The sequence below is a fragment of the Shewanella alkalitolerans genome (genome assembly GCF_019457575.1).
Classification (GTDB): Bacteria; Pseudomonadota; Gammaproteobacteria; order Enterobacterales; family Shewanellaceae; genus Shewanella; species Shewanella loihica.
In genome coordinates this window covers 147,956-170,188 of sequence record NZ_CP080422.1, presented here as the reverse complement: position 1 = coordinate 170,188, position 22,233 = coordinate 147,956, and the positions used below count along the sequence as shown (strand labels likewise).

The 22,233-nt window shown below is 49.2% G+C and carries 14 protein-coding genes, 5 tRNA genes and 3 rRNA genes; 3 read left to right on the top strand and 19 right to left on the bottom strand.

Annotated elements, in window-relative coordinates:
* Positions 1 to 32: 32 nt before the first annotated feature.
* From rpoB to K0J45_RS00745, 11 genes are all read right to left on the bottom strand, one after another.
* Positions 33 to 4,064: a DNA-directed RNA polymerase subunit beta gene (rpoB, locus tag K0J45_RS00795; RefSeq protein ID WP_011863960.1), complete on the bottom strand. Its 4,032-nt coding sequence runs from the start codon at positions 4,062 to 4,064 to the stop codon at positions 33 to 35.
* A gap of 238 nt (positions 4,065 to 4,302) precedes the next feature.
* Entirely contained in the window at positions 4,303 to 4,671 is a 369-nt protein-coding gene (gene rplL / locus K0J45_RS00790) for a 50S ribosomal protein L7/L12 (protein WP_011863959.1), read from the bottom strand.
* A 53-nt stretch (positions 4,672 to 4,724) separates the two neighbouring features.
* On the bottom strand, positions 4,725 to 5,222 hold the full coding sequence (rplJ, locus tag K0J45_RS00785; protein WP_144204494.1) for a 50S ribosomal protein L10: 498 nt from the start codon (positions 5,220 to 5,222) through the stop codon (positions 4,725 to 4,727).
* A 267-nt stretch (positions 5,223 to 5,489) separates the two neighbouring features.
* Entirely contained in the window at positions 5,490 to 6,191 is a 702-nt protein-coding gene (gene rplA / locus K0J45_RS00780) for a 50S ribosomal protein L1 (RefSeq protein ID WP_011863957.1), read from the bottom strand.
* 4 nt (positions 6,192 to 6,195) lie between these two features.
* Entirely contained in the window at positions 6,196 to 6,624 is a 429-nt protein-coding gene (rplK, locus tag K0J45_RS00775; protein ID WP_011863956.1) for a 50S ribosomal protein L11, read from the bottom strand.
* A gap of 126 nt (positions 6,625 to 6,750) precedes the next feature.
* Positions 6,751 to 7,293 carry a transcription termination/antitermination protein NusG gene (nusG, locus tag K0J45_RS00770; RefSeq protein WP_144204495.1) on the bottom strand — a complete coding sequence of 181 codons (543 nt, stop codon included), beginning with the start codon at positions 7,291 to 7,293 and terminating at the stop codon, positions 6,751 to 6,753.
* 9 nt (positions 7,294 to 7,302) lie between these two features.
* A complete protein-coding gene (gene secE / locus K0J45_RS00765) occupies positions 7,303 to 7,674 on the bottom strand; it encodes a preprotein translocase subunit SecE (RefSeq protein ID WP_011863954.1) in 372 nt (123 codons plus the stop codon).
* Positions 7,675 to 7,956: 282 nt separating this feature from the next.
* Complete coding sequence (tuf, locus tag K0J45_RS00760) at positions 7,957 to 9,141, bottom strand: elongation factor Tu (RefSeq protein ID WP_011863965.1); 1,185 nt, start codon at positions 9,139 to 9,141, stop codon at positions 7,957 to 7,959.
* 189 nt (positions 9,142 to 9,330) lie between these two features.
* Positions 9,331 to 9,404, bottom strand: a tRNA-Gly gene (locus K0J45_RS00755).
* A gap of 36 nt (positions 9,405 to 9,440) precedes the next feature.
* Positions 9,441 to 9,525: transfer RNA gene (locus K0J45_RS00750), tRNA-Tyr, on the bottom strand.
* A 7-nt stretch (positions 9,526 to 9,532) separates the two neighbouring features.
* Positions 9,533 to 9,608: transfer RNA gene (locus K0J45_RS00745), tRNA-Thr, on the bottom strand.
* 235 nt (positions 9,609 to 9,843) lie between these two features.
* Between K0J45_RS00745 and coaA the strand changes: the two genes are divergently transcribed.
* Positions 9,844 to 10,794: a type I pantothenate kinase gene (gene coaA, locus K0J45_RS00740; RefSeq protein ID WP_011863952.1), complete on the top strand. Its 951-nt coding sequence runs from the start codon at positions 9,844 to 9,846 to the stop codon at positions 10,792 to 10,794.
* 63 nt (positions 10,795 to 10,857) lie between these two features.
* Here the strand turns inward: coaA and birA are convergent, their stop codons facing one another.
* The 7 genes from birA to K0J45_RS00705 form a co-directional block, all read right to left on the bottom strand.
* Positions 10,858 to 11,817, bottom strand: a complete 960-nt coding sequence (birA, locus tag K0J45_RS00735) for a bifunctional biotin--[acetyl-CoA-carboxylase] ligase/biotin operon repressor BirA (protein WP_220043888.1) — start codon at positions 11,815 to 11,817, stop codon at positions 10,858 to 10,860.
* Positions 11,810 to 12,850 (bottom strand): UDP-N-acetylmuramate dehydrogenase, encoded by a 1,041-nt coding sequence (murB, locus tag K0J45_RS00730; protein WP_220043887.1) that lies wholly within the window; start codon positions 12,848 to 12,850, stop codon positions 11,810 to 11,812. Before murB ends, birA begins: the two co-directional genes overlap by 8 nt.
* Before the next feature lie 577 nt (positions 12,851 to 13,427).
* Positions 13,428 to 13,543 (bottom strand): 5S ribosomal RNA (gene rrf, locus K0J45_RS00725).
* A gap of 229 nt (positions 13,544 to 13,772) precedes the next feature.
* A 23S ribosomal RNA gene (locus tag K0J45_RS00720) occupies positions 13,773 to 16,665 on the bottom strand.
* 245 nt (positions 16,666 to 16,910) lie between these two features.
* Positions 16,911 to 16,986: transfer RNA gene (locus tag K0J45_RS00715), tRNA-Ala, on the bottom strand.
* Between the two features lie 114 nt (positions 16,987 to 17,100).
* Positions 17,101 to 17,177: transfer RNA gene (locus K0J45_RS00710), tRNA-Ile, on the bottom strand.
* A gap of 204 nt (positions 17,178 to 17,381) precedes the next feature.
* Positions 17,382 to 18,924: ribosomal RNA gene (locus K0J45_RS00705) — 16S ribosomal RNA — on the bottom strand.
* The 16S, 23S and 5S rRNA genes sit together here with 2 tRNA genes alongside, the layout of an rRNA operon.
* Positions 18,925 to 19,540: 616 nt before the next feature.
* On the opposite strand from K0J45_RS00705, the gene K0J45_RS00700 reads away from it, so the two are divergent.
* Entirely contained in the window at positions 19,541 to 19,999 is a 459-nt protein-coding gene (locus tag K0J45_RS00700; RefSeq protein WP_220043886.1) for an RNA recognition motif domain-containing protein, read from the top strand.
* A gap of 68 nt (positions 20,000 to 20,067) precedes the next feature.
* Here K0J45_RS00700 and murI read toward each other — a convergent pair whose 3' ends face one another.
* On the bottom strand, positions 20,068 to 20,868 hold the full coding sequence (gene murI, locus K0J45_RS00695; protein WP_220043885.1) for a glutamate racemase: 801 nt from the start codon (positions 20,866 to 20,868) through the stop codon (positions 20,068 to 20,070).
* A gap of 207 nt (positions 20,869 to 21,075) precedes the next feature.
* Between murI and trmA the strand changes: the two genes are divergently transcribed.
* On the top strand, positions 21,076 to 22,173 hold the full coding sequence (trmA, locus tag K0J45_RS00690; RefSeq protein WP_220043884.1) for a tRNA (uridine(54)-C5)-methyltransferase TrmA: 1,098 nt from the start codon (positions 21,076 to 21,078) through the stop codon (positions 22,171 to 22,173).
* The last annotated feature ends 60 nt before the right edge of the window (positions 22,174 to 22,233 follow it).

Sequence of the window (22,233 nt, the reverse complement as noted above, 5' to 3'; positions counted from 1 at the left end):
GTTTATTGCCAAACTTCGGCGATGGCCAAGTCTTACTCTTGATCCAACTCGATGTTAATACCGAGCGAACGGATCTCCTTCAGCAATACGTTGAAGGACTCAGGCATACCTGGTTGCATCTGATGGTTACCGTCGACGATGTTCTTATACATCTGAGTACGACCGTTAACGTCATCAGACTTAACAGTAAGCATTTCTTGTAGCGTGTAAGCGGCACCGTATGCTTCAAGTGCCCATACTTCCATCTCACCGAAACGCTGACCACCAAACTGAGCTTTACCGCCCAGAGGCTGCTGAGTAACAAGACTGTAAGAACCTGTTGAACGCGCGTGCATCTTATCGTCAACCAAGTGGTTAAGTTTAAGCATGTACATGTAACCTACGGTTACCGGACGTTCAAACTCGTTACCGGTACGACCATCAAACAACTTCAGCTGTCCAGAGGTTGGCAGACCTGCTAGTTCAAGCATGTCCTTAATCTCTTTCTCTTTCGCGCCGTCGAATGCTGGAGTCGCAGTCGGAATACCGCCTTTGAGGTTCTTAGCAAGACGTAGAACTTCTTCATCGGTGAACGAGTCGATGTCGACCTGCTGCTGCACGTCTTCACCCAGTTCGTACACCTTCTTGATGTAGCCACGAAGCTCTGCAAGTTCACGCTGCTCTTCGAGCATAGCGGTGATGCGATCACCAATGCCCTTGGCCGCGGCACCTAAGTGCACTTCGAGAACCTGACCTATGTTCATACGTGATGGTACACCTAGTGGGTTCAGTACGATGTCCACTGGGTTACCATTTTCGTCATACGGCATATCTTCGATTGGGTTGATCTTAGAGATCACACCCTTGTTACCGTGACGACCCGCCATCTTGTCACCAGGCTGGATAGTACGTTTAACCGCCAGGTAAACCTTAACGATCTTCAGTACGCCAGGTGCCAAGTCATCACCTTGGGTGATCTTGCGGCGTTTGATTTCAAATTTCTTATCGAAATCGGCTTTCAGCTCTTCATGCTGCTCGGCAAGTTGCTCGAGTTCAGTCTGCTTAGTTTCGTCTTCAATGGTTTGTACCAGTAGTTGAGGACGTGGCAGAGCATCAAGCTCGGCTTCGGCAAAACCTGCTCCAATGAGAAGGTTACGCGCACGGCCGAAGACACCTTCTTCAAGGATCTTGAACTCTTCGGTCAGGTCTTTCTTAGCCTGAGCGATGTGCATCTCTTCGATTTCTACAGCACGCTTGTCTTTCTCAACGCCGTCACGGGTAAATACCTGAACGTCGATGATGGTACCCTTAACAGAGTTAGGGACACGCAGTGAGCTGTCTTTAACGTCAGAAGCCTTCTCACCGAAGATAGCGCGTAGCAGCTTCTCTTCAGGGGTCAGTTGAGTCTCGCCCTTAGGCGTAACCTTACCAACCAGGATGTCGCCACCCTTCACTTCTGCACCGATGTAAACGATACCTGATTCATCCAGCTTAGACAGCGCAGACTCACCTACGTTTGGAATATCGGCGGTGATCTCTTCGCTACCCAGCTTAGTATCACGAGCGATACAAGAAAGCTCTTGAATGTGGATAGTGGTGAAACGATCCTCTTGCGCAACGCGCTCAGAGATTAAGATCGAATCCTCGAAGTTGTAACCATTCCAAGGCATGAATGCGATACGCATGTTCTGACCAAGCGCCAGGTCACCCAGGTCGGTAGATGGACCATCTGCAAGTACGTCACCACGAACCACTGGCTCGCCAACGCTACAACATGGACGCTGGTTGATACAGGTGTTCTGGTTAGAACGTGTGTACTTGGTCAGGTTGTAGATGTCGATACCGGCTTCACCAGGAGTCAGCTCGTCTTCGTTAACCTTAACCACGATGCGGCTCGCATCGACATAGTCAACGTAACCACCACGCTTAGCGGCAACAACTACGCCTGAGTCAACGGCCAATGTACGCTCAATACCAGTACCTACTAGCGGCTTGTCAGCTCTAAGTGTTGGTACTGCCTGACGTTGCATGTTCGCACCCATCAATGCACGGTTCGCGTCATCGTGTTCTAGGAACGGGATCAGAGAGGCTGCCACAGAGATGATCTGCTGTGGTGATACGTCCATGTACTGAACGTCTGCTGCACGCATAAAGGTAGATTCACCCTTATGACGACAAGCGATCTGCTCTTCAACCATACGGCCATCGGCATCGACTTCGATGTTAGCCTGTGCGATCACGTAACGACCTTCTTCGATAGCAGACAGGTAATCCACCTGATCTGTGATCACACCATCAACCACTTTGCGGTATGGTGTTTCGAGGAAGCCGTAAGAGTTGGTGCGCGCGAAGCTTGCCAACGAGTTGATCAGACCGATGTTTGGACCTTCAGGGGTCTCAATTGGACATAGACGACCATAGTGAGTTGGGTGAACGTCTCGAACCTCGAAACCTGCACGCTCACGGGTCAGACCGCCTGGGCCAAGCGCAGAGATACGACGCTTGTGTGTCACTTCTGACAGCGGGTTGTTCTGGTCCATGAATTGAGACAGCTGAGAAGAACCGAAGAACTCTTTCACTGCCGCAGAAATCGGCTTAGCGTTGATCAGATCTTGTGGCATCAGCTCGTTAAGATCGCCAAGAGACAGACGCTCACGTACGGCACGTTCTACACGAACGAGACCAACACGGAACTGGTTCTCAGCCATTTCACCAACACTACGGATACGACGGTTACCCAGGTGGTCGATATCGTCGACTTCATCGTTACCGTTACGGATTTCGATGATCTTCTGCATTACTGCAACGATATCTTCTTTGGTCAGGATACCTGTACCTTCATCGTCATCGATACCGAGACGACGGTTGAACTTCATACGACCCACTTTAGACAGGTCGTAACGCTCTTCACTGAAGAAGAGGTTTTGGAATAGCGCTTCGGCAGCATCCTTGGTTGGCGGCTCGCCAGGACGCATCATACGATAGATCTCAACCAGCGCCTCTAGACGGTTAGTGGTCGAATCGATTCGTAGGGTGTCAGAGATATAGGCACCGTGGTCAAGCTCGTTGACGTATAGGGTGTCGATATCTTTGATGCCGGCCATAGACAGCTTAGCAAGATCTTCCAGGCTGATTTCGGCGTTAGCAGAAACCAGTACTTCGCCAGTATCTGGGTCGATGTAGTCTTGTGCAGCGATCTTGCCTGAGATGTACTCAACAGGTACTTCAAGCTCTGTGGTGTTAGTCTTTTCAAGTTGACGAATGTGGCGCGCAGTAATACGGCGGCCCTTCTCAACTATGATGTTACCTTCAGCATCTTTGATGTCGTAGCTGGCTGTCTCACCACGTAGGCGATCGGCAACCAGTGCCATGACTAGGCTATCTTTCTTGATCTTGTACTGAACACGTTCGAAGAACAGATCTAGAATATCTTGAGTAGAGTAGTCAAGTGCACGCAGTATGATAGACGCCGCAAGCTTACGACGACGGTCGATACGTACAAACAGTGCATCTTTAGGATCGAACTCGAAGTCCAACCATGAGCCACGGTAAGGAATAATACGTGCGTTATAAAGCACCTTACCTGAAGAGTGGGTCTTACCACGGTCGTGATCGAAGAATACACCAGGAGAACGGTGCAGCTGAGAAACGATAACACGCTCAGTACCATTGATTACAAAGGTACCGTTTTCAGTCATCAGAGGGATATCCCCCATGTAGACTTCTTGTTCTTTAATGTCTTTAACTGTGCCAGGCGCAGCTTCACGATCATACAGCACCATACGCAGTTTAACGCGTAGTGGAGCAGAGTATGTAACACCGCGAATTTGACACTCTTTCACATCAAAAACTGGCTCACCTAGCTTATAGCTGACATATTGCAGCTCTGAATTACCAGAAAAGCTCTTGATGGGAAAAACGCTACGGAAAGCGGCTTCTAAACCACGCTCACCTGTAGGATCTTGATCGGTGAACTTCTTAAACGAGTCCAACTGGATTGACAGAAGGTAAGGGATATCCAACACTTGTGGACGCTTACCAAAGTCTTTGCGAATACGCTTCTTTTCAGAATAGGAGTAAACCATGGGTTTCCTCTGATTGCGAGATGTGACCAAGACTGAAACAACGCTGGGTTGCAACAGCACGTTTGCCCATCACCGTTGAAAGCAAGAACCTAACCAATAATCTCTGCTAGGGACTGCGAAATCTGGCGACAAACGGTGAATAAAAAATCGCCTACGCTTACAGCGCAAAAAAGGCCGACGGTTAAAAAACCGCCAGCCTCCGCCCGATCACTCGGGAGGTTGTAAGTTAGAGTATAACTTACTTGATCTCTACTTGAGCACCAGCTTCTTCAAGCTCTTTCTTCAGTGCTTCAGCTTCTTCTTTAGAGATGCCTTCTTTAACAGCTACTGGAGCTGATTCAGCCATACCCTTGGCTTCTTTCAGGCCTAGACCTGTAGCGCCACGAAGAGCTTTAATTACTGCAACTTTGTTGTCGCCGTGAGAAGTCATAACTACGTCAAACTCTGTCTTCTCTTCAGCAGCAGCGCCTGCATCAGCACCACCAGAAACAACAGCAGCAGCGGCAGAAACGCCGAACTTCTCTTCCATTGCTTCGATTAGTTCAACAACTTCCATTACAGACATAGCTGCAAGGGCTTCTAAGATTTGGTCTTTAGTGATAGACATAACAAAAAATTCCTAATTGTACTGAATTCAATTTATTTAAGCGGCTTGTAAAATTAAGCAGCTTCTTTCTGATCGCGTAGAGCGGCCAATGTACGAACGAACTTGCCAGCAGATGCTTCTTTCAGAGTCATCATGAACTGTGCTAGTGCTTCTTCGTATGTTGGTAGTTTTGCTAAACGATCAATGTCGCTTGCAGGGATTAATTCCCCTTCAAAGGCTGCTGCTTTGATTTCAAAATTCCCTTGAGCTTTCGCGAAATCTTTAAGAAGACGCGCAGCGGCACCTGGGTGCTCGTTAGAGAATGCAATCAAAGTAGGACCAGTAAATGTTTCGCTTAGGCACTCGAAATCAGTACCTTCAACAGCGCGCTTAACTAGTGTGTTACGTACAACTTTAATGTAAACACCAGCTTCACGAGCGGTTTTGCGAAGACCGGTCATATCACCTACAGTCACACCGCGAGAATCGGCTACAACTGCAGATAAAGCACCTTTGGCAGCTTCGTTGACTTCAGCAACAATCGCTTTTTTGTCTTCGAGTCTTAATGCCATTGGCTTTACTCCTGGATTCAATCTAGGGATATCCCTAGCAATTACCAAACTAAGTATTTAATACTCAGTTACTTACGGCGCGAATATCCAGGCAGAATAAATCTATCTGGGGTCCGACACCGTCTACGTAGGGAATTAAGCTAACGCATATTCGTTAACACCTACGGTCTTGGACGTGAACCATTTGCACGAATGAAAATGGTCCTCAACCCACAAGGTGCGCGCATTATAGACTAATCCCCGCACCTTGTAAAACAAGCTAAGAAATTAAGCAGTTGGGTTCAGAGTGCTCTGATCAACCGCAACACCTGCACCCATAGTGGTAGAGATGCTTACTTTCTTAACGAAAACGCCTTTCGCTGCAGCTGGCTTAGCTTTGATAAGCGCGCCTAGCAGAGCGTCTAGGTTTTCTTTCAGTTGAACTGGTTCGAAGTCCACTTTACCGATGGTAGTGTGGATGATACCGTTCTTGTCGTTGCGGTAACGAACCTGACCAGCTTTAGCGTTCTTAACAGCTTCAGCAACGTTAGGCGTTACAGTGCCAGTCTTAGGGTTAGGCATCAGACCACGTGGGCCCAGGATTTGGCCTAACTGACCAACAACGCGCATTGCATCTGGAGATGCGATAACTACGTCGAAGTTCATTTCACCAGCTTTAACTTGTGCAGCAAGCTCGTCCATACCAACTAGCTCAGCACCGGCTTCTTTAGCGGCGTCAGCGTTAGCACCTTGAGTAAACACAGCAACACGTACTTCACGACCAGTACCGTGTGGCAGAACAGTCGCGCCACGAACGTTTTGGTCTGATTTACGTGGGTCAACACCTAGGTTAACCGCAACGTCAACACTTTCAACGAACTTAGCAGTAGCTAGTTCTTTCAGTAGTGCAACAGCTTCGTTGATGTCGTAGCTCTTAGTCGCTTCTACTTTTTCGCGGATCAAACGCGCGCGTTTAGTTAGCTTTGCCATGATATTAATCCTCTACTACCAAACCCATTGAACGCGCAGTACCTTCGATTGAGCGAGTCATCGCTTCAATGTCAGCACCAGTCATATCAGCGGCTTTAGTCTCAGCGATTTCCTGGACAGCGCTACGCTTGATAGTTCCCACTTTTTCAGTGTTAGGACGGCCTGAACCAGACTTAAGACCAGCAGCTTTAAGCAGCAGGAATGAAGCAGGTGGAGTCTTAGTTTCAAAAGTGAAAGAGCGATCAGTGTAAACAGTGATCACAACAGGAATTGGCATACCTTTCTCGAACTTTTCAGTACGAGCATTGAATGCTTTACAGAATTCCATGATGTTGACACCTTTTTGACCCAATGCAGGACCAACTGGTGGCGACGGGTTTGCAGCACCGGCTGCTACTTGTAGTTTGATGTAACCATCAACTTTCTTTGCCATGAGACATTTTCCTCAAGTTTGGGTACAAACGCTAGCGGCGACATGCCGATTAGCTCCCCGAAAATAATGGGTGCGGATTATACAAAAATCCGCACCCATTTCCAATACGTTTTGTGCTTTATTTAATCAGCTTTTTTCGATCTGGCTGAAATCTAGCTCTACCGGTGTTGAACGACCGAAGATCATTACAGACACCTTAACGCGGTTCTTCTCGTAGTCGACCTCTTCAACGGTACCGTTAAAGTCGGCAAAAGGACCGTCGGTTACGCGAACCACTTCACCAGGCTCGAACATCACGCGATGAGTCGGAGACTCTGTCGTCTCTTGTAGACGCTGCAGAATCGCTTCAGCTTCGCGATCAGAGATAGGCGCTGGACGATCAGAGGTACCACCGATAAAGCCCATCACACGAGGGATGCTCTTCACCAAGTGCCAGCTTTCATCGTTCATTTCCATCTGTACCAACACATAGCCAGGGAAGAACTTACGCTCGCTCTTACGACGCTGGCCTGCACGCATCTCAACCACTTCCTCTGTAGGTACTAGTACCTCGCCGAAGTAATGCTCCATGCCGTGCATTTTGATGTGTTCAAGCAATGATTTGCATACACGACCTTCATAACCAGAAAAGGCCTGAACCACATACCATCTTTTTTTAGCTTCAGTCATATGAAATGCCTATACGCCCGTAATAAAATTAACAATTCTCAGCAGTACCGCATCCATTCCCCACAGAACCAATGCCAGTACACCTGTTGCCAGTAGTACGATAAATGTCGTGTTTAGGGCTTCTTGACGCGTCGGCCATACCACTTTACGCACTTCAATGTGAGACTCGCGAGCGAAAGTCAGCGCTTGTTTACCCTTCTCGGTTTGAAGCGCGATAAAACCTGCTATAGCAAATGCCACTACGACACCGATAGCACGAACTAATACACTAGCTTCGCTATACATCTGATTAGCAATAATGGCGGCCGCTAGCAGTACGACTACTATGCCCCATTTAACGATATCCAGAGAGCTTCCCTGGTTTTCAGTATTTGTTGTCATCGGTTAATTCCGTTACTCACTACGACCTGAGCTTAAGTCTGGCCGGGCATAAAAAACTCGCAAGTGCTGAGATTGCCCAGTCCATACCACTAACATTCTCCGAACTTACTCCCAGAGCAAGCAGTAAGCCCAGAGGGTCAAAAATCGGCCATAGATTGTATTCTTATTCCGCGCAGTAAGCAAGGCTAAGCCGCACAAGGATAAGCACAATATCTGGGAGTTCTAAAACAAAAAAGGCAGCCTAAGCTGCCTTTTTCAGTGTGTTTGTAAAATCAAATGCTATTAAGCGATGATCTTAGCTACAACACCAGCACCAACTGTACGGCCACCTTCACGGATAGCGAAACGTAGACCTTCGTCCATCGCGATTGGGCAGATCAGAGTAACAACCATCTTGATGTTGTCACCAGGCATTACCATTTCAACGCCTTCTGGCAGCTCGATAGTACCGGTTACGTCAGTTGTACGGAAGTAGAACTGTGGACGGTAGCCCTTGAAGAATGGAGTGTGACGACCACCTTCTTCTTTTGACAGTACGTATACTTCTGATTCGAACTGAGTGTGTGGAGTGATTGAACCAGGCTGAGCCAGTACTTGACCACGCTCAACTTCATCACGCTTAGTACCACGTAGTAGTACACCACAGTTCTCACCTGCACGACCTTCGTCAAGCAGCTTACGGAACATTTCAACACCAGTACAAGTAGTCTTAGTAGTTTCTTTGATACCTACGATTTCTACTTCGTCACCAACTTTAACGATACCGCGCTCAACACGACCAGTTACTACAGTACCACGGCCTGAGATTGAGAATACGTCTTCGATTGGCAGAATGAATGCACCGTCGATAGCACGCTCTGGCTCTGGAATGTAAGAGTCTAGTGCTTCAGCTAGTTCTAGGATCTTAGCTTCCCACTCTGGCTCGCCTTCTAGGGCTTTCAGAGCTGAACCTTGGATAACTGGTAGGTCATCACCTGGGAAGTCGTATTCAGATAGCAGTTCACGAACTTCCATCTCAACTAGTTCTAGCAGCTCTTCATCGTCAACCATGTCACATTTATTCATGAATACGATGATGAAAGGTACACCTACCTGACGAGAAAGCAGGATGTGCTCACGAGTCTGTGGCATTGGACCGTCAGTAGAAGCTACTACTAGGATAGCGCCGTCCATCTGTGCAGCACCAGTGATCATGTTTTTAACATAGTCAGCGTGGCCTGGGCAGTCTACGTGTGCGTAGTGACGAGTTGGAGTGTCGTACTCGATGTGAGAGGTATTGATGGTAATACCGCGCTCACGCTCTTCTGGAGCGTTATCGATCTGTGCGAAATCTTTAGCTTCACCACCGTACGTCTTAGTCAGTACGTGAGAGATAGCAGCTGTAAGAGTTGTTTTACCATGGTCAACGTGACCGATGGTGCCCACGTTTACGTGAGGTTTGCTACGTTCAAATTTTTCTTTAGCCATGGTATTGCCCCAATTAAGAGATACTTGGTGATGAAATCTACATACAACAAAAAATCCGATGCCTATTATGTCATCGAATCGATTTAATTAAGATAATTACGGAAGCTTAGTTGGGAAGGCTGAAGGCAGTTTATCGTGAACGGGACCCTGTTGGGCTGGCTCATAGATACGGGCACAATCAGCGAAAATTGGAGCGGATGGCGGGAATCGAACCCGCGTTATCAGCTTGGAAGGCTGGAGTAATACCATTATACGACATCCGCGCAACCTAACTAAGGTTACCTAACTACCTAGAAAAATGGTGGAGGGAGAAGGATTCGAACCTTCGAAGGCTGAGCCGTCAGATTTACAGTCTGATCCCTTTGGCCACTCGGGAACCCCTCCAGAGAAATGGTGCCGGCACCAAGAGTCGAACTCGGGACCTACTGATTACAAGTCAGTTGCTCTACCAACTGAGCTATGCCGGCGTGTCATTTCGGTAGCGGATATTAGGTAATCGCGAGCACAAGTGCAATACCTAATTTTAAAAATCTGCAAAAAAATCGCCTAAACGTCGTTTTTTCCGCCACGCAAACCTCAGAAAGTGCACTATTTACCCACTAAGCGCCGACAGGTTAATAAGCCATTATGGAATCGTGTTTTTGATGTTGTTCCACCGAGGTCTATGGTGTACTGTGCCTTGCCTAAGGGGAGATTTCATTCATGCGCGCCAACAACCAAATTCACAATGCACTCTATCTCGCATTTGCCCGCCAGCAGTGGGCCGAGCTGCGAAAATCTGTGCCTCTGACACTCAGCGAATCCGATCTCGATGATCTGCGCGGTATCAACGAATCTATCTCCCTAGATGAAGTCACCGACATCTATCTGCCCCTGAGCCGCCTGCTGAATCTAATCGTCGGCGCCAAGCAGCAAAGAGGACTGGTCTTGAATCAGTTCCTCGGTCGTGTGCCGCCTAAGCGCCCCTATATTATCAGCATCGCCGGCAGTGTCGCCGTGGGCAAGAGTACAACGGCGCGTATCCTTCAGGCGCTGTTGCGTCAATGGCCCGAGCATCCCAAGGTGGACCTGGTCACCACAGATGGCTTCCTCTATCCACTGTCCGAACTCAAACGCCGCGGACTGCTACAGCGTAAGGGATTTCCCGAAAGCTATGATATGAAACTGCTGGTCGAGTTCATCTCCAAGATCAAGGCAGGTGAGAGTCTGGTACATGCGCCTATCTATTCTCATATCAGTTACGACAGAGTGGCCGATACCCAGCAGGCCATAGAACAGCCCGACATCCTGATCATCGAAGGGCTCAACGTGCTGCAAACGGGCCAAGATACCCATGTAGCCATACAGCAGCCCTTCGTCTCCGACTTTGTCGACTTCTCTATCTATGTGGATGCCGAAGAGCCGCTGCTCAAGGAGTGGTATATCTCCCGCTTCCTCAAATTCCGCACCGGTGCCTTTAGCGACCCTAACTCATACTTCCATCACTATTCAGAACTGACTGACGATGAGGCCACCAAGATAGCCGCCAACATCTGGGACAGCATCAACGGCCCTAACCTGAATCTGAATATTCTGCCTACCCGAGACAGGGCGCATCTTATCCTGCGCAAGGGCACAGATCATATGATGCACCAGGTGCTGATGCGTAAATAGGTTTAAAGTAGATAGCCAAGCACCTATAGATAGATAAACGGCCATCAAAAGATAGCCGTTTTGTTATGCAGGACGCATGGAGATCTCACCGCCGACGAAGGCCTTGGTACCTTCCTCCGTCTTAAGCAATATTGCACCCTGCTCGTCGATACCGCAGCAGATCCCCTCGACGCTATTCTCGCCCATCAACAGCTTGATAGGCTCACCGTCGAACAGATCGGCCTCGCGCCACCTTGCCTGGAATGCCTTAAGCCCCTCTCGCTGAAACAGTTCGAGATCTGTCACCAACTGCTGCTGCAGCGCTATCATCAGCTCCGTTTTGTCCGGCAACTGCGTCAACTCTGACAGATCGCTCCAGGGCTGATCTATCTTATCCGCTTGCGCCGGCGACATAGAGAGGTTGATGCCTATACCTATCACTAGGTCACAGACGCTATCAGCCTGGCCACTCATCTCGATCAGTATCCCCGCAAGCTTCTTATGGTTGAGGTAGATGTCGTTCGGCCACTTAACCCCTATGCCATCGACTCCCAGTGAACGAAGCACTGTTACCAAAGAGCAGCCAACCACCAGGCTAAGCCCCATCGCCTGGGCCATCCCCTGAGAAAACTGCCAATAGAAGGAGGTATAGAGGTGGCAGCCATAGGGAGATACCCATTGGCGCCCCCGACGTCCGCGGCCCGCAGACTGATACTCGGCCACACAGATATCGCCGCTGCTGAGATCCTTCACATGCTCGAGTAGGAATCCGTTGGTGCTGTTGATTTCATTAAAATAGAAGCAGCGATTCTTGATAGCGGCCTTAAGCTTAGCCTCATCAATAAGCGAGATAGGTGTGGCTAACTTATAGCCCTTGCCTTTCACGCTATAGATGTCGACACCAAACTCTTCTAAGTTAGCTACCTGCTTGCTGACTGCCGCCCGAGAGATGCCGAGCTCACTGGCCAGCGCCTCGCCAGACACAAACTGTCCCTGACTCAACAAACGAATAATATCCCGGCGACGGGCCCACTGATCATGCATCTACTAATTCCTTCTGTCCGATTGCGCCTATGATCCTAGGTTCGACCTCTAACCTTACGCCAAATTGTTCGAATATCCTATCTATCACCAGCCTTGCCAAGTCACACACGTCCTGACCGCTACAGCCCCCTCTGTTAACTATGACTAAGGCCTGTTTAAGATGAACCGCTGCATTGCCGACAGACTGCCCTTTGAGCCCTGCCTTGTCGATCAACCAGCCAGCCGCTAACTTGACCTTTGAATCCGCGACCGCATAACCGACTATGTCGGCATATTGCTGCTTAAGCGCGTCGAATGTTTGCTGGCTCACCACAGGGTTTTTAAAGAAGCTGCCGACGTTACCCAACACGGCAGGATCGGGCAGTTTGGCGATGCGCGTCTCGCAGATGCAATCGAACACCTCTCTTGGGGTCACCCCTTGGGTACGTTCGCTCAATGCCTGCAATGGGCCATAGCTCAGATTAGGTTGCCACGCCTTGGGTAGCATAAAGCCCACCCGCAAGATCACGGCGCTATGCTTTAGGGCATTCTTGAAGATGGATTCTCGGTAGGCAAACTCGCATTCAGCACCTTTTATCCGCTTTATCTCACCGCTAGCGAGGTCGAGATATTCGACCCAATCGCAGAACTGTGCCAACTCTGCGCCATAGGCACCAATATTCTGAATAGGCGCTGCGCCGACAGAACCTGGAATCAACGCGAGGTTCTCGAGTCCTGGCATATCATTATCGAGACAGAACTTGATAAGATCATGCCACACCTCGCCAGCCTCCACCTTGAGGTAGTAATGTTCGTCATCCTGACTCACCTCTATCCCTTTGGTCTGCACTAAAACCGCAGTGCCCTGGAAGGTTTCGGTCAAGACAATGTTGCTGCCACCACCTATCAGCAATAGCGGCTCCTGCTGCTTAAAGGCCTGCAAACAGACGGCAATAAGCTCGGCCTCCTGCCTTGCTCTTACCAAACGAGAGCAGTCAACCTTAAGGCCCAGGGTATTAAATTGCGTTAAAGAGTCAGTGTTCTTGGAATCCATAGAGGAAGCGTGATTTATGTCTGTCAGCCAAAAAAGCCATTGTAACGTATCTAACCCCGGCAACCTAAATCCCAACAAAGATTAATCTTGATGAAGCTCATGATTCACTTATGAATCGACACTGAAAATGGGAAGGACCGTACTGTTCGGCAATCGACACCTTTAAAAAGGGTACCCACACAGTTGCTAACAGAGCTGCGAAGAGTATCGAGCAGCTAAAACCATTTTTTCGTTCACGATTATAGAAAGTCGTATCTCACATGAGGGTGCAAGACATCCGCTTATCAAGCGCAGCTTGATGGATGACTGGAGCGCGAAGCAGCAATGCTGCGAGCTGAGGGTCTAATGAATCAAGAGAAAAGGCGCCTGTCATGGCCAGCTTCGAGCAGAGCTCTCCGCGTTCAGCCCTTGCATCAAACTTCGTTTGATAAACGCAAGCGATTCACCCTACTTCACATGGAAAGGTGGCATGCTTTGCATGCACTCTCTTTTTCCCCATGTTCGAGTAGATATTTCAAAAGCTGTTAAACGAAAAAATCCCCAGCACTAAGTGCTGGGGATTTCTCGTTTATTAGGCGCCTGGAAATGACCTACTCTCACATGGGGAGACCCCACACTACCATCGGCGCGATTGCGTTTCACTTCTGAGTTCGGGATGGGATCAGGTGGGACCACAATGCTATGGTTTCCAGACAAATTCTTACTGGTTAATTCTTCGTCTGACGGCATTGTTTCCTCGCTACAGTGCTCATGTACTCTAGTACACTCCGCGCTTTGCTTCGTTACGGCTTTGTCAGCCAAACAATTACCTGCGTAATTAACCAAAATAGTAAATTTAGAAAGCTGTTTGAGTTCGCACTTCAATCAAGTACTTTGTATTCTTTTGATTCAGTAACCATTATACGAAACCCTTTTGGGTTGTATGGTTAAGCCTCACGAGTCATTAGTACAGGTTAGCTCAACGCCTCACAACGCTTACACACCCTGCCTATCAACGTCCTAGTCTCGGACGGCTCTTTAGAGACCTTAAAGGTCTAGGGATGACTCATCTTAGGGCTCGCTTCCCGCTTAGATGCTTTCAGCGGTTATCGATTCCGAACGTAGCTACCGGGCAATGCCATTGGCATGACAACCCGAACACCAGCGGTTCGTCCACTCCGGTCCTCTCGTACTAGGAGCAGCTCCCTTCAATCATCCAACGCCCACGGCAGATAGGGACCGAACTGTCTCACGACGTTCTGAACCCAGCTCGCGTACCACTTTAAATGGCGAACAGCCATACCCTTGGGACCGACTTCAGCCCCAGGATGTGATGAGCCGACATCGAGGTGCCAAACACCGCCGTCGATATGAACTCTTGGGCGGTATCAGCCTGTTATCCCCGGAGTACCTTTTATCCGTTGAGCGATGGCCCTTCCATTCAGAACCACCGGATCACTATGACCTGCTTTCGCACCTGCTCGACGTGTATGTCTCGCAGTTAAGCTGGCTTATGCCATTGCACTAACCGTACGATGTCCGACCGTACTTAGCCAACCTTCGTGCTCCTCCGTTACTCTTTGGGAGGAGACCGCCCCAGTCAAACTACCCACCAGGCACTGTCCTCAACCCCGATTCAGGGGCCAGAGTTAGAACATCAACACTACAAGGGTGGTATTTCAAGGATGACTCCACGAGAACTGGCGTTCCCGCTTCAAAGTCTCCCACCTATCCTACACATGTAGGGTCAATGTTCAGTGCCAAGCTATAGTAAAGGTTCACGGGGTCTTTCCGTCTAGCCGCGGGTATACGGCATCTTCACCGCAATTTCAACTTCACTGAGTCTCGGCTGGAGACAGCGTGGCCATCATTACGCCATTCGTGCAGGTCGGAACTTACCCGACAAGGAATTTCGCTACCTTAGGACCGTTATAGTTACGGCCGCCGTTTACCGGGGCTTCGATCATGAGCTTCTCCGAAGATAACCCAATCAATTAACCTTCCGGCACCGGGCAGGCGTCACACCGTATACGTCATCTTGCGATTTTGCACAGTGCTGTGTTTTTGATAAACAGTTGCAGCCACCTGGTATCTGCGACTCCCGTCAGCTTAGAGAGCAAGTCTCATCACCAACAGGAGCGTACCTTCTCCCGAAGTTACGGTACCATTTTGCCTAGTTCCTTCAGCCGAGTTCTCTCAAGCGCCTTGGTATTCTCTACCCGACCACCTGTGTCGGTTTGGGGTACGATTCCTACTAACCTGAAGCTTAGAAGATTTTCCTGGAAGCATGGCATCAACTACTTCATCACCGTAGTGACTCGTCATCAACTCTCAGTATTAGGTACCCGGATTTGCCTAAGTACCCTACCTACAGCCTTAAACGCGGACAACCAACGCCGCGCTAGCCTAGCCTTCTCCGTCTCTCCATCGCAGTTAGCAGAAGTACGGGAATATTAACCCGTTTCCCATCGACTACGCCTTTCGGCCTCGCCTTAGGGGTCGACTCACCCTGCCCCGATTAACGTTGGACAGGAACCCTTGGTCTTTCGGCGAGGAGGTTTTTCACCCCCTTTATCGTTACTCATGTCAGCATTCGCACTTCTGATACCTCCAGCGTGGGTTACCCCTTCACCTTCAACGGCTTACAGAACGCTCCTCTACCGCACCAGCGCAAGCGCTAGTACCCATAGCTTCGGTGTATTGCTTAGCCCCGTTATATCTTCCGCGCAGGCCGACTCGACTAGTGAGCTATTACGCTTTCTTTAAATGATGGCTGCTTCTAAGCCAACATCCTAGCTGTCTAAGCCTTCCCACATCGTTTCCCACTTAGCAATAACTTTGGGACCTTAGCTGATGGTCTGGGTTGTTTCCCTTTTCACGACGGACGTTAGCACCCGCCGTGTGTCTCCCGAGTAGTACTCATTGGTATTCGGAGTTTGCAAAGGGTTGGTAAGTCGGGATGACCCCCTAGCCTTAACAGTGCTCTACCCCCAATGGTATTCGCTCGAGGCGCTACCTAAATAGCTTTCGAGGAGAACCAGATATCTCCCGGTTTGATTGGCCTTTCACCCCCAGCCACAAGTCATCACCGCATTTTTCAACATACGTGTGTTCGGTCCTCCAGTTGATGTTACTCAACCTTCAACCTGCCCATGGCTAGATCACCGGGTTTCGGGTCTACACCTTGCAACTAAACGCGCAGTTAACACTCGGTTTCCCTACGGCTCCGCTATTCGCTTAACCTCGCTACAAAATGTAAGTCGCTGACCCATTATACAAAAGGTACGCAGTCACGGTCTCAAGAACCGCTCCCACTGCTTGTACGTATACGGTTTCAGGTTCTATTTCACTCCCCTCACAGGGGTTCTTTTCGCCTTTCCCTCACGGTACTGGTTCACTATCGGTCAGTCAGGAGTATTTAGCCTTGGAGGATGGTCCCCCCATATTCGAACAAGATATCACGTGTCCCGTCCTACTCGTTTTCACCTAAAGTTAGTTTTCATGTACGGGGCTATCACCCTGTATCGCTGTGCTTTCCAACACATTCCACTAACACCCTCTAGGCTTAAGGGCTAATCCCCGTTCGCTCGCCGCTACTAGGGGAATCTCGGTTGATTTCTTTTCCTAAGGGTACTTAGATGTTTCAGTTCCCCTCGTTCGCCTCACTAAGCTATGTATTCACTTAGTGATGACACCTTATGGTGCCGGGTTTCCCCATTCGGACATCGTTAGCTCAAATGCTTGTTACTAGCTCGCCAACGCTTTTCGCAAGTTACTACGTCCTTCATCGCCTCTGACTGCCAAGGCATCCACCGTATACGCTTAGTCACTTAACCATACAACCCAAATGAGTTTCATCTGAGTCGCATCGCAACTAACGGTTTCTACTTTCGCCAAAAGAATACTCAAGTCACTTGATTAAAGTGTGTTTTGAGAACTCAATTATTTTTCGCAATAACCTTTCGGTTATTACTATCAGCTTTCCAAATTTTTAAAGAGCGGGCTTAAAAAAGCCAAAGATAAATTCTGCATTTATCTTTGGCATCTCTAACCATAACTGCATGCTCTCTTTAAGAGCAAATGGTGGAGCTATGCGGGATCGAACCGCAGACCTCCTGCGTGCAAGGCAGGCGCTCTCCCAGCTGAGCTATAGCCCCATTACATGCAGCGAACAAAGTATACATTTGCCAATTCGAGTTGAAACAAGGCATGTATTGAGGACGTTTAGCCTGCTAAACGACTAAATACATAACGCAGTATCAACGAAGAATTGGTGGGTCAGAGTGGACTTGAACCACCGACCTCACCCTTATCAGGGGTGCGCTCTAACCAGCTGAGCTACAGACCCATTTATACTTGTTTCTTTGCTCCATCGCGTTGTTGTTTTTCATTACTCACTCAGTCATGTAGTTATCTACATTCCTTCGTTAGCAATTCAAACGCCTAGCGCTGAAACAAATTAACAGCGTCTAAATAGACGTGTATATCTTTGCTCTATCTTCTATCAAGTAATCTGTGTGAACACTCAACAAATATCAGTCAATCGTATAGGTAAGGAGGTGATCCAGCCCCAGGTTCCCCTAGGGCTACCTTGTTACGACTTCACCCCAGTCATGAACCACACCGTGGTAAACGCCCTCCCGAAGGTTAAGCTATCTACTTCTGGTGCAGCCCACTCCCATGGTGTGACGGGCGGTGTGTACAAGGCCCGGGAACGTATTCACCGTGGCATTCTGATCCACGATTACTAGCGATTCCGACTTCATGGAGTCGAGTTGCAGACTCCAATCCGGACTACGACCGGCTTTGTGAGATTAGCTCCACCTCGCGGCTTCGCAACCCTCTGTACCGACCATTGTAGCACGTGTGTAGCCCTACTCGTAAGGGCCATGATGACTTGACGTCGTCCCCACCTTCCTCCGGTTTATCACCGGCAGTCTCCCTAAAGTTCCCGGCATTACCCGCTGGCAAGTAAGGATAAGGGTTGCGCTCGTTGCGGGACTTAACCCAACATTTCACAACACGAGCTGACGACAGCCATGCAGCACCTGTCTCAGAGTTCCCGAAGGCACCAATCCATCTCTGGAAAGTTCTCTGGATGTCAAGAGTAGGTAAGGTTCTTCGCGTTGCATCGAATTAAACCACATGCTCCACCGCTTGTGCGGGCCCCCGTCAATTCATTTGAGTTTTAACCTTGCGGCCGTACTCCCCAGGCGGTCTACTTAATGCGTTAGCTTGAGAACCCAGTGTTCAAGACACCAAATTCCGAGTAGACATCGTTTACGGCGTGGACTACCAGGGTATCTAATCCTGTTTGCTCCCCACGCTTTCGTACCTGAGCGTCAGTCTTTGTCCAGGGGGCCGCCTTCGCCACCGGTATTCCTTCAGATCTCTACGCATTTCACCGCTACACCTGAAATTCTACCCCCCTCTACAAGACTCTAGTTGACCAGTTCGAAATGCAGTTCCCAGGTTAAGCCCGGGGCTTTCACATCTCGCTTAATCAACCGCCTGCGTACGCTTTACGCCCAGTAATTCCGATTAACGCTTGCACCCCTCGTATTACCGCGGCTGCTGGCACGAAGTTAGCCGGTGCTTCTTCTGCGAGTAACGTCACAGCTAACGGGTATTAACCGTTAACCTTTCCTCCTCGCTGAAAGTGCTTTACAACCCGAAGGCCTTCTTCACACACGCGGCATGGCTGCATCAGGCTTGCGCCCATTGTGCAATATTCCCCACTGCTGCCTCCCGTAGGAGTCTGGGCCGTGTCTCAGTCCCAGTGTGGCTGATCATCCTCTCAGAACAGCTAGGGATCGTCGCCTAGGTGAGCCATTACCTCACCTACTAGCTAATCCCACCTAGGTACATCCAATCGCAGAAGGTCCGAAGATCCCCTCTTTTCCCCCGTAGGGCGTATGCGGTATTAGCAGTCGTTTCCAACTGTTATCCCCCTCGACTGGGCAGTTCCCTAGGCATTACTCACCCGTCCGCCGCTCGTCAGCAAAGTAGCAAGCTACTTTCTGTTACCGCTCGACTTGCATGTGTTAGGCCTGCCGCCAGCGTTCAATCTGAGCCATGATCAAACTCTTCAATTAAAAGTTTTTGTGGACCTAAGTCCGACTCAATGAATTCTGATTCATCACTTAGACTCGGAAGAATCTAAGGATGTTTGTACATATTGCTATGAACACTCATCGTTGCATTGAGATTTAAATCGTTTTCGATTAACTCAATACCTGTGAGTGTCCACACAGATTACTTGATAAATTGTTAAAGAGCGTTAGCACATCCCGGTGATTCCCGAGTGGCTAGGGCTGCGTATTCTACGCAATCCCTTGTTCGCGTCAAGCAGTTTTTGCAAACTTTTTGAGGCTTCACTTTTCAGTGACTGACCACCTTATCGCCTTAGCTACCAAGTGTTTCGACGCTGCGTTGTCTGCTTTGCCGTGTCAGTGGATGCGCATTATAGGCAGTTCTGATTTGGGCGCAAGGGCTTTTTCAAGGATCGGCGATCGCAAGTCGATCTTTTAATCGCTTCGTTGAATTAAGAAACAAAACGAGGGGAAATCACACAGAATGGATCGAGATCTCGCAATATCAAAGGCCGCTAAAGTTCGTTTTTTCATCAATATGCTAGTGTAATTGCTAATAATTCATTACCATATACGAGCTGTTAACAGTTAATTATCAATTCCTCAGAGAACCTATTATATGCAAAAGCCATTTCTTATTGTTTTGATTGTCGCCATCCTGGGCGCATTGGCAATATCTCAGTTCACACCAGAGCTTTATTCAGCGGTCGCATTTTTTACTGGTGCTATTATTGCGAGTGTTATTTTTACACTTCAACCCTCTGCCGCTAACGCTACCGGAGGCGACACTTATACAGGACCCACAATGACACTCTATGTAGGCAACCTGCCATACCGTGTGCATGAAGGTGAAGTGAAAGAGTTATTTGGCAAGTATGGTCCTGTTAGCTCGGTCAGATTGGTTCGCGACCGCAAGACAGGACGTCGTAAGGGTTTCGGCTTTATCGAGATGTCAGAGGCGGGCGCCAAGAAGGCGATGACCAAGCTAAACGAATTCGAGTTCCAGGAACGCACCCTCAAGGTTCGTGAAGCTAAGTCGCAAGACGCAGAGAAAAACGAAGCAGCACAGGCCAGCTAAATTTAACCCGACTTAATTGATATTAATTTGATATTAGAAAGTCAGCTTATATTTAGCATCGTCATAACCTAGCTGCCTGTTGGCATCAGGCTATCGCGAAAGGCGGTAGCCGATCTGAATCCCCAGGCAGCTAAGGTCTTCCTTAATCCCTCGGAAATACTATCTGTCGTGTAAAGCGCCTGACTCTTACCTATCTCTCCACTCATGCTCGGCTTGAGCAGGCTCACCACCCTGGCCGCAATCGCATTGGATGAATCTAATAGATGCACGCCCTCACCCAAGTAGCTTTGCAGCTCCTCTCTTAGAATCGGAAAGTGAGTACAGCCAAGGATCAGGGTGTCTAACCCGGATGCTTTTATTGGTGCGAGGATATGATGCAGAGCCTCGCTATCCACAGGCCGCTGCGCCATCTTATCCTCGGCCAGATAGACCAGCTCGGAGGAGCCAAATCTGTCCACGCGACAATCACTGGCAAACTGATCGATAAGATCTTGGGTGTATTGGCGATTGACAGTACCGGGCGTTGCCAATAGCCCAAGGTGTTTCTTCTTTGATAACACCGCCGCGGGCTTAATGGCCGGAACAACGCCGACCACAGGCACCTTCAGGCAGGCTCTTAACGCTGGCAATATGAGTGTGCTGGCACTGTTACAGGCCACGACCACGATATCTGCCTGGCACTGAATAACCGCCTGACTAATTAAGCTTACGCAACCTTGGATCAGCTCCTGTTCGTCGAGTTCGCCATAGGGTAGCCTGGCATTGTCAAACAGATAACAGTAGTTCGCACTGGGAAGCTGCTCTCGCACCGCCGCCAATATCGACAGGCCGCCTACCCCAGAATCGAACACGAGTATATTTGCTGACAAATTGGCTCTCCCATCATAGAAACGCAGACACACTAAAGGGGCGATTTTTTCACATTCGCGATAAAAGCTAAAGCCATAGGCCTCACAATTGGCTTTTATGGCGGCTTAATCCGCCGGGAAAGTCCGCTACAATGTTAGCCAACCCCTAGACATCAACGACAAGTAGTATACTATTTGCGCCCCCAGAGACAGTAACGGTGTTAAGAAATGAATGTAGACGCAATGGATCCCCAGCAATATGACGCACAACTTGATGTGAAACGTCAGAAACTAGCCCAGCTATTTGTCGACTTCGAGACACCCGAACTGGAAGTGTTTGCCTCACAGAAGGCCCACTACCGCATGCGCGCCGAGTTCCGCGTCTGGCATGAGGGTGAGGATCTCTACTATTACATGTTCGATAAGGCGCAGAACCAGAAGATACGCTGCGAGCAGTTCTTACCGGCAAGTCAGTTGGTCAACGACATGATGCCAGAGCTGATGGCGGCGCTGCGTCCTAACCCGGTCCTGAGACACAAGCTGTTCCAGGTTGATTTTCTCTCTACCCTCAGCGGAGAGATCTTAGTGTCACTCCTGTACCACAAGCAGCTCGATGCTCAGTGGCAAGAGGAAGCTCAGGCGCTGAAACAGACACTGTCGAGCAAATTTAAGGTGGACATCATAGGCCGCGCTCGTAAGCAGAAGCTGGTGATGGATCGCGACTTCGTTATCGAATCCCTACCCGTCAACGGCAAACAGCTTACCTACAAGCAGGTCGAGAACAGCTTTACTCAGCCTAACGGCGAGGTGGCAATCAAGATGCTGGAGTGGGCCATAGACATCACCCGCAATAGCAGTGGTGACCTGTTGGAGCTCTACTGCGGCAACGGTAACTTCTCTATCGCCCTGGCACAGAACTTCAACCGCGTGCTCGCTACCGAACTGGCCAAGCCATCTGTGGACTCGGCCCAGTACAACATAGAAGCGAACCAGATAGATAATCTGCAGATCATCCGTATGTCGGCGGAAGACTTTACCGATGCGCTGGCCAAGAAGCGCAGCTTCAGACGCTTAGAAGGTGTGGATCTGGACAGCTATGACTGCAACACCATCTTCGTCGACCCGCCAAGAGCAGGCTTAGATGACAACACACTATCTATGGTGCAGGGCTACGAGCGTATTCTCTATATCTCTTGTAATCCCAATACCCTGCTGGACAACCTCAAGGTGTTGGACAAAACCCATAAGATCACCCGCTTCGCGCTGTTTGACCAGTTCCCCTATACAGATCATATGGAATCTGGCGTCCTGCTGGAACGTCGTTAATCGGCTAGCTATAAGTCAAACAGTAAAAAAGGGCCCAATGGCCCTTTTTTGTTGCTTATT

Coding starts and splice junctions, on each gene's coding strand:
- rplJ (WP_144204494.1), bottom strand. CDS start 5,222: ATGGCATTAAGACTCGAAGACAAAAAAGCGATTGTTGCTGAAGTCAAC.
- nusG (WP_144204495.1), bottom strand. CDS start 7,293: ATGACTGAAGCTAAAAAAAGATGGTATGTGGTTCAGGCCTTTTCTGGT.
- birA (WP_220043888.1), bottom strand. CDS start 11,817: ATGCATGATCAGTGGGCCCGTCGCCGGGATATTATTCGTTTGTTGAGT.
- coaA (WP_011863952.1), top strand. CDS start 9,844: ATGCGCGCCAACAACCAAATTCACAATGCACTCTATCTCGCATTTGCC.
- rplA (WP_011863957.1), bottom strand. CDS start 6,191: ATGGCAAAGCTAACTAAACGCGCGCGTTTGATCCGCGAAAAAGTAGAA.
- tuf (WP_011863965.1), bottom strand. CDS start 9,141: ATGGCTAAAGAAAAATTTGAACGTAGCAAACCTCACGTAAACGTGGGC.
- trmA (WP_220043884.1), top strand. CDS start 21,076: ATGAATGTAGACGCAATGGATCCCCAGCAATATGACGCACAACTTGAT.
- rpoB (WP_011863960.1), bottom strand. CDS start 4,064: ATGGTTTACTCCTATTCTGAAAAGAAGCGTATTCGCAAAGACTTTGGT.
- K0J45_RS00700 (WP_220043886.1), top strand. CDS start 19,541: ATGCAAAAGCCATTTCTTATTGTTTTGATTGTCGCCATCCTGGGCGCA.
- rplK (WP_011863956.1), bottom strand. CDS start 6,624: ATGGCAAAGAAAGTTGATGGTTACATCAAACTACAAGTAGCAGCCGGT.
- rplL (WP_011863959.1), bottom strand. CDS start 4,671: ATGTCTATCACTAAAGACCAAATCTTAGAAGCCCTTGCAGCTATGTCT.
- murB (WP_220043887.1), bottom strand. CDS start 12,850: ATGGATTCCAAGAACACTGACTCTTTAACGCAATTTAATACCCTGGGC.
- secE (WP_011863954.1), bottom strand. CDS start 7,674: ATGACAACAAATACTGAAAACCAGGGAAGCTCTCTGGATATCGTTAAA.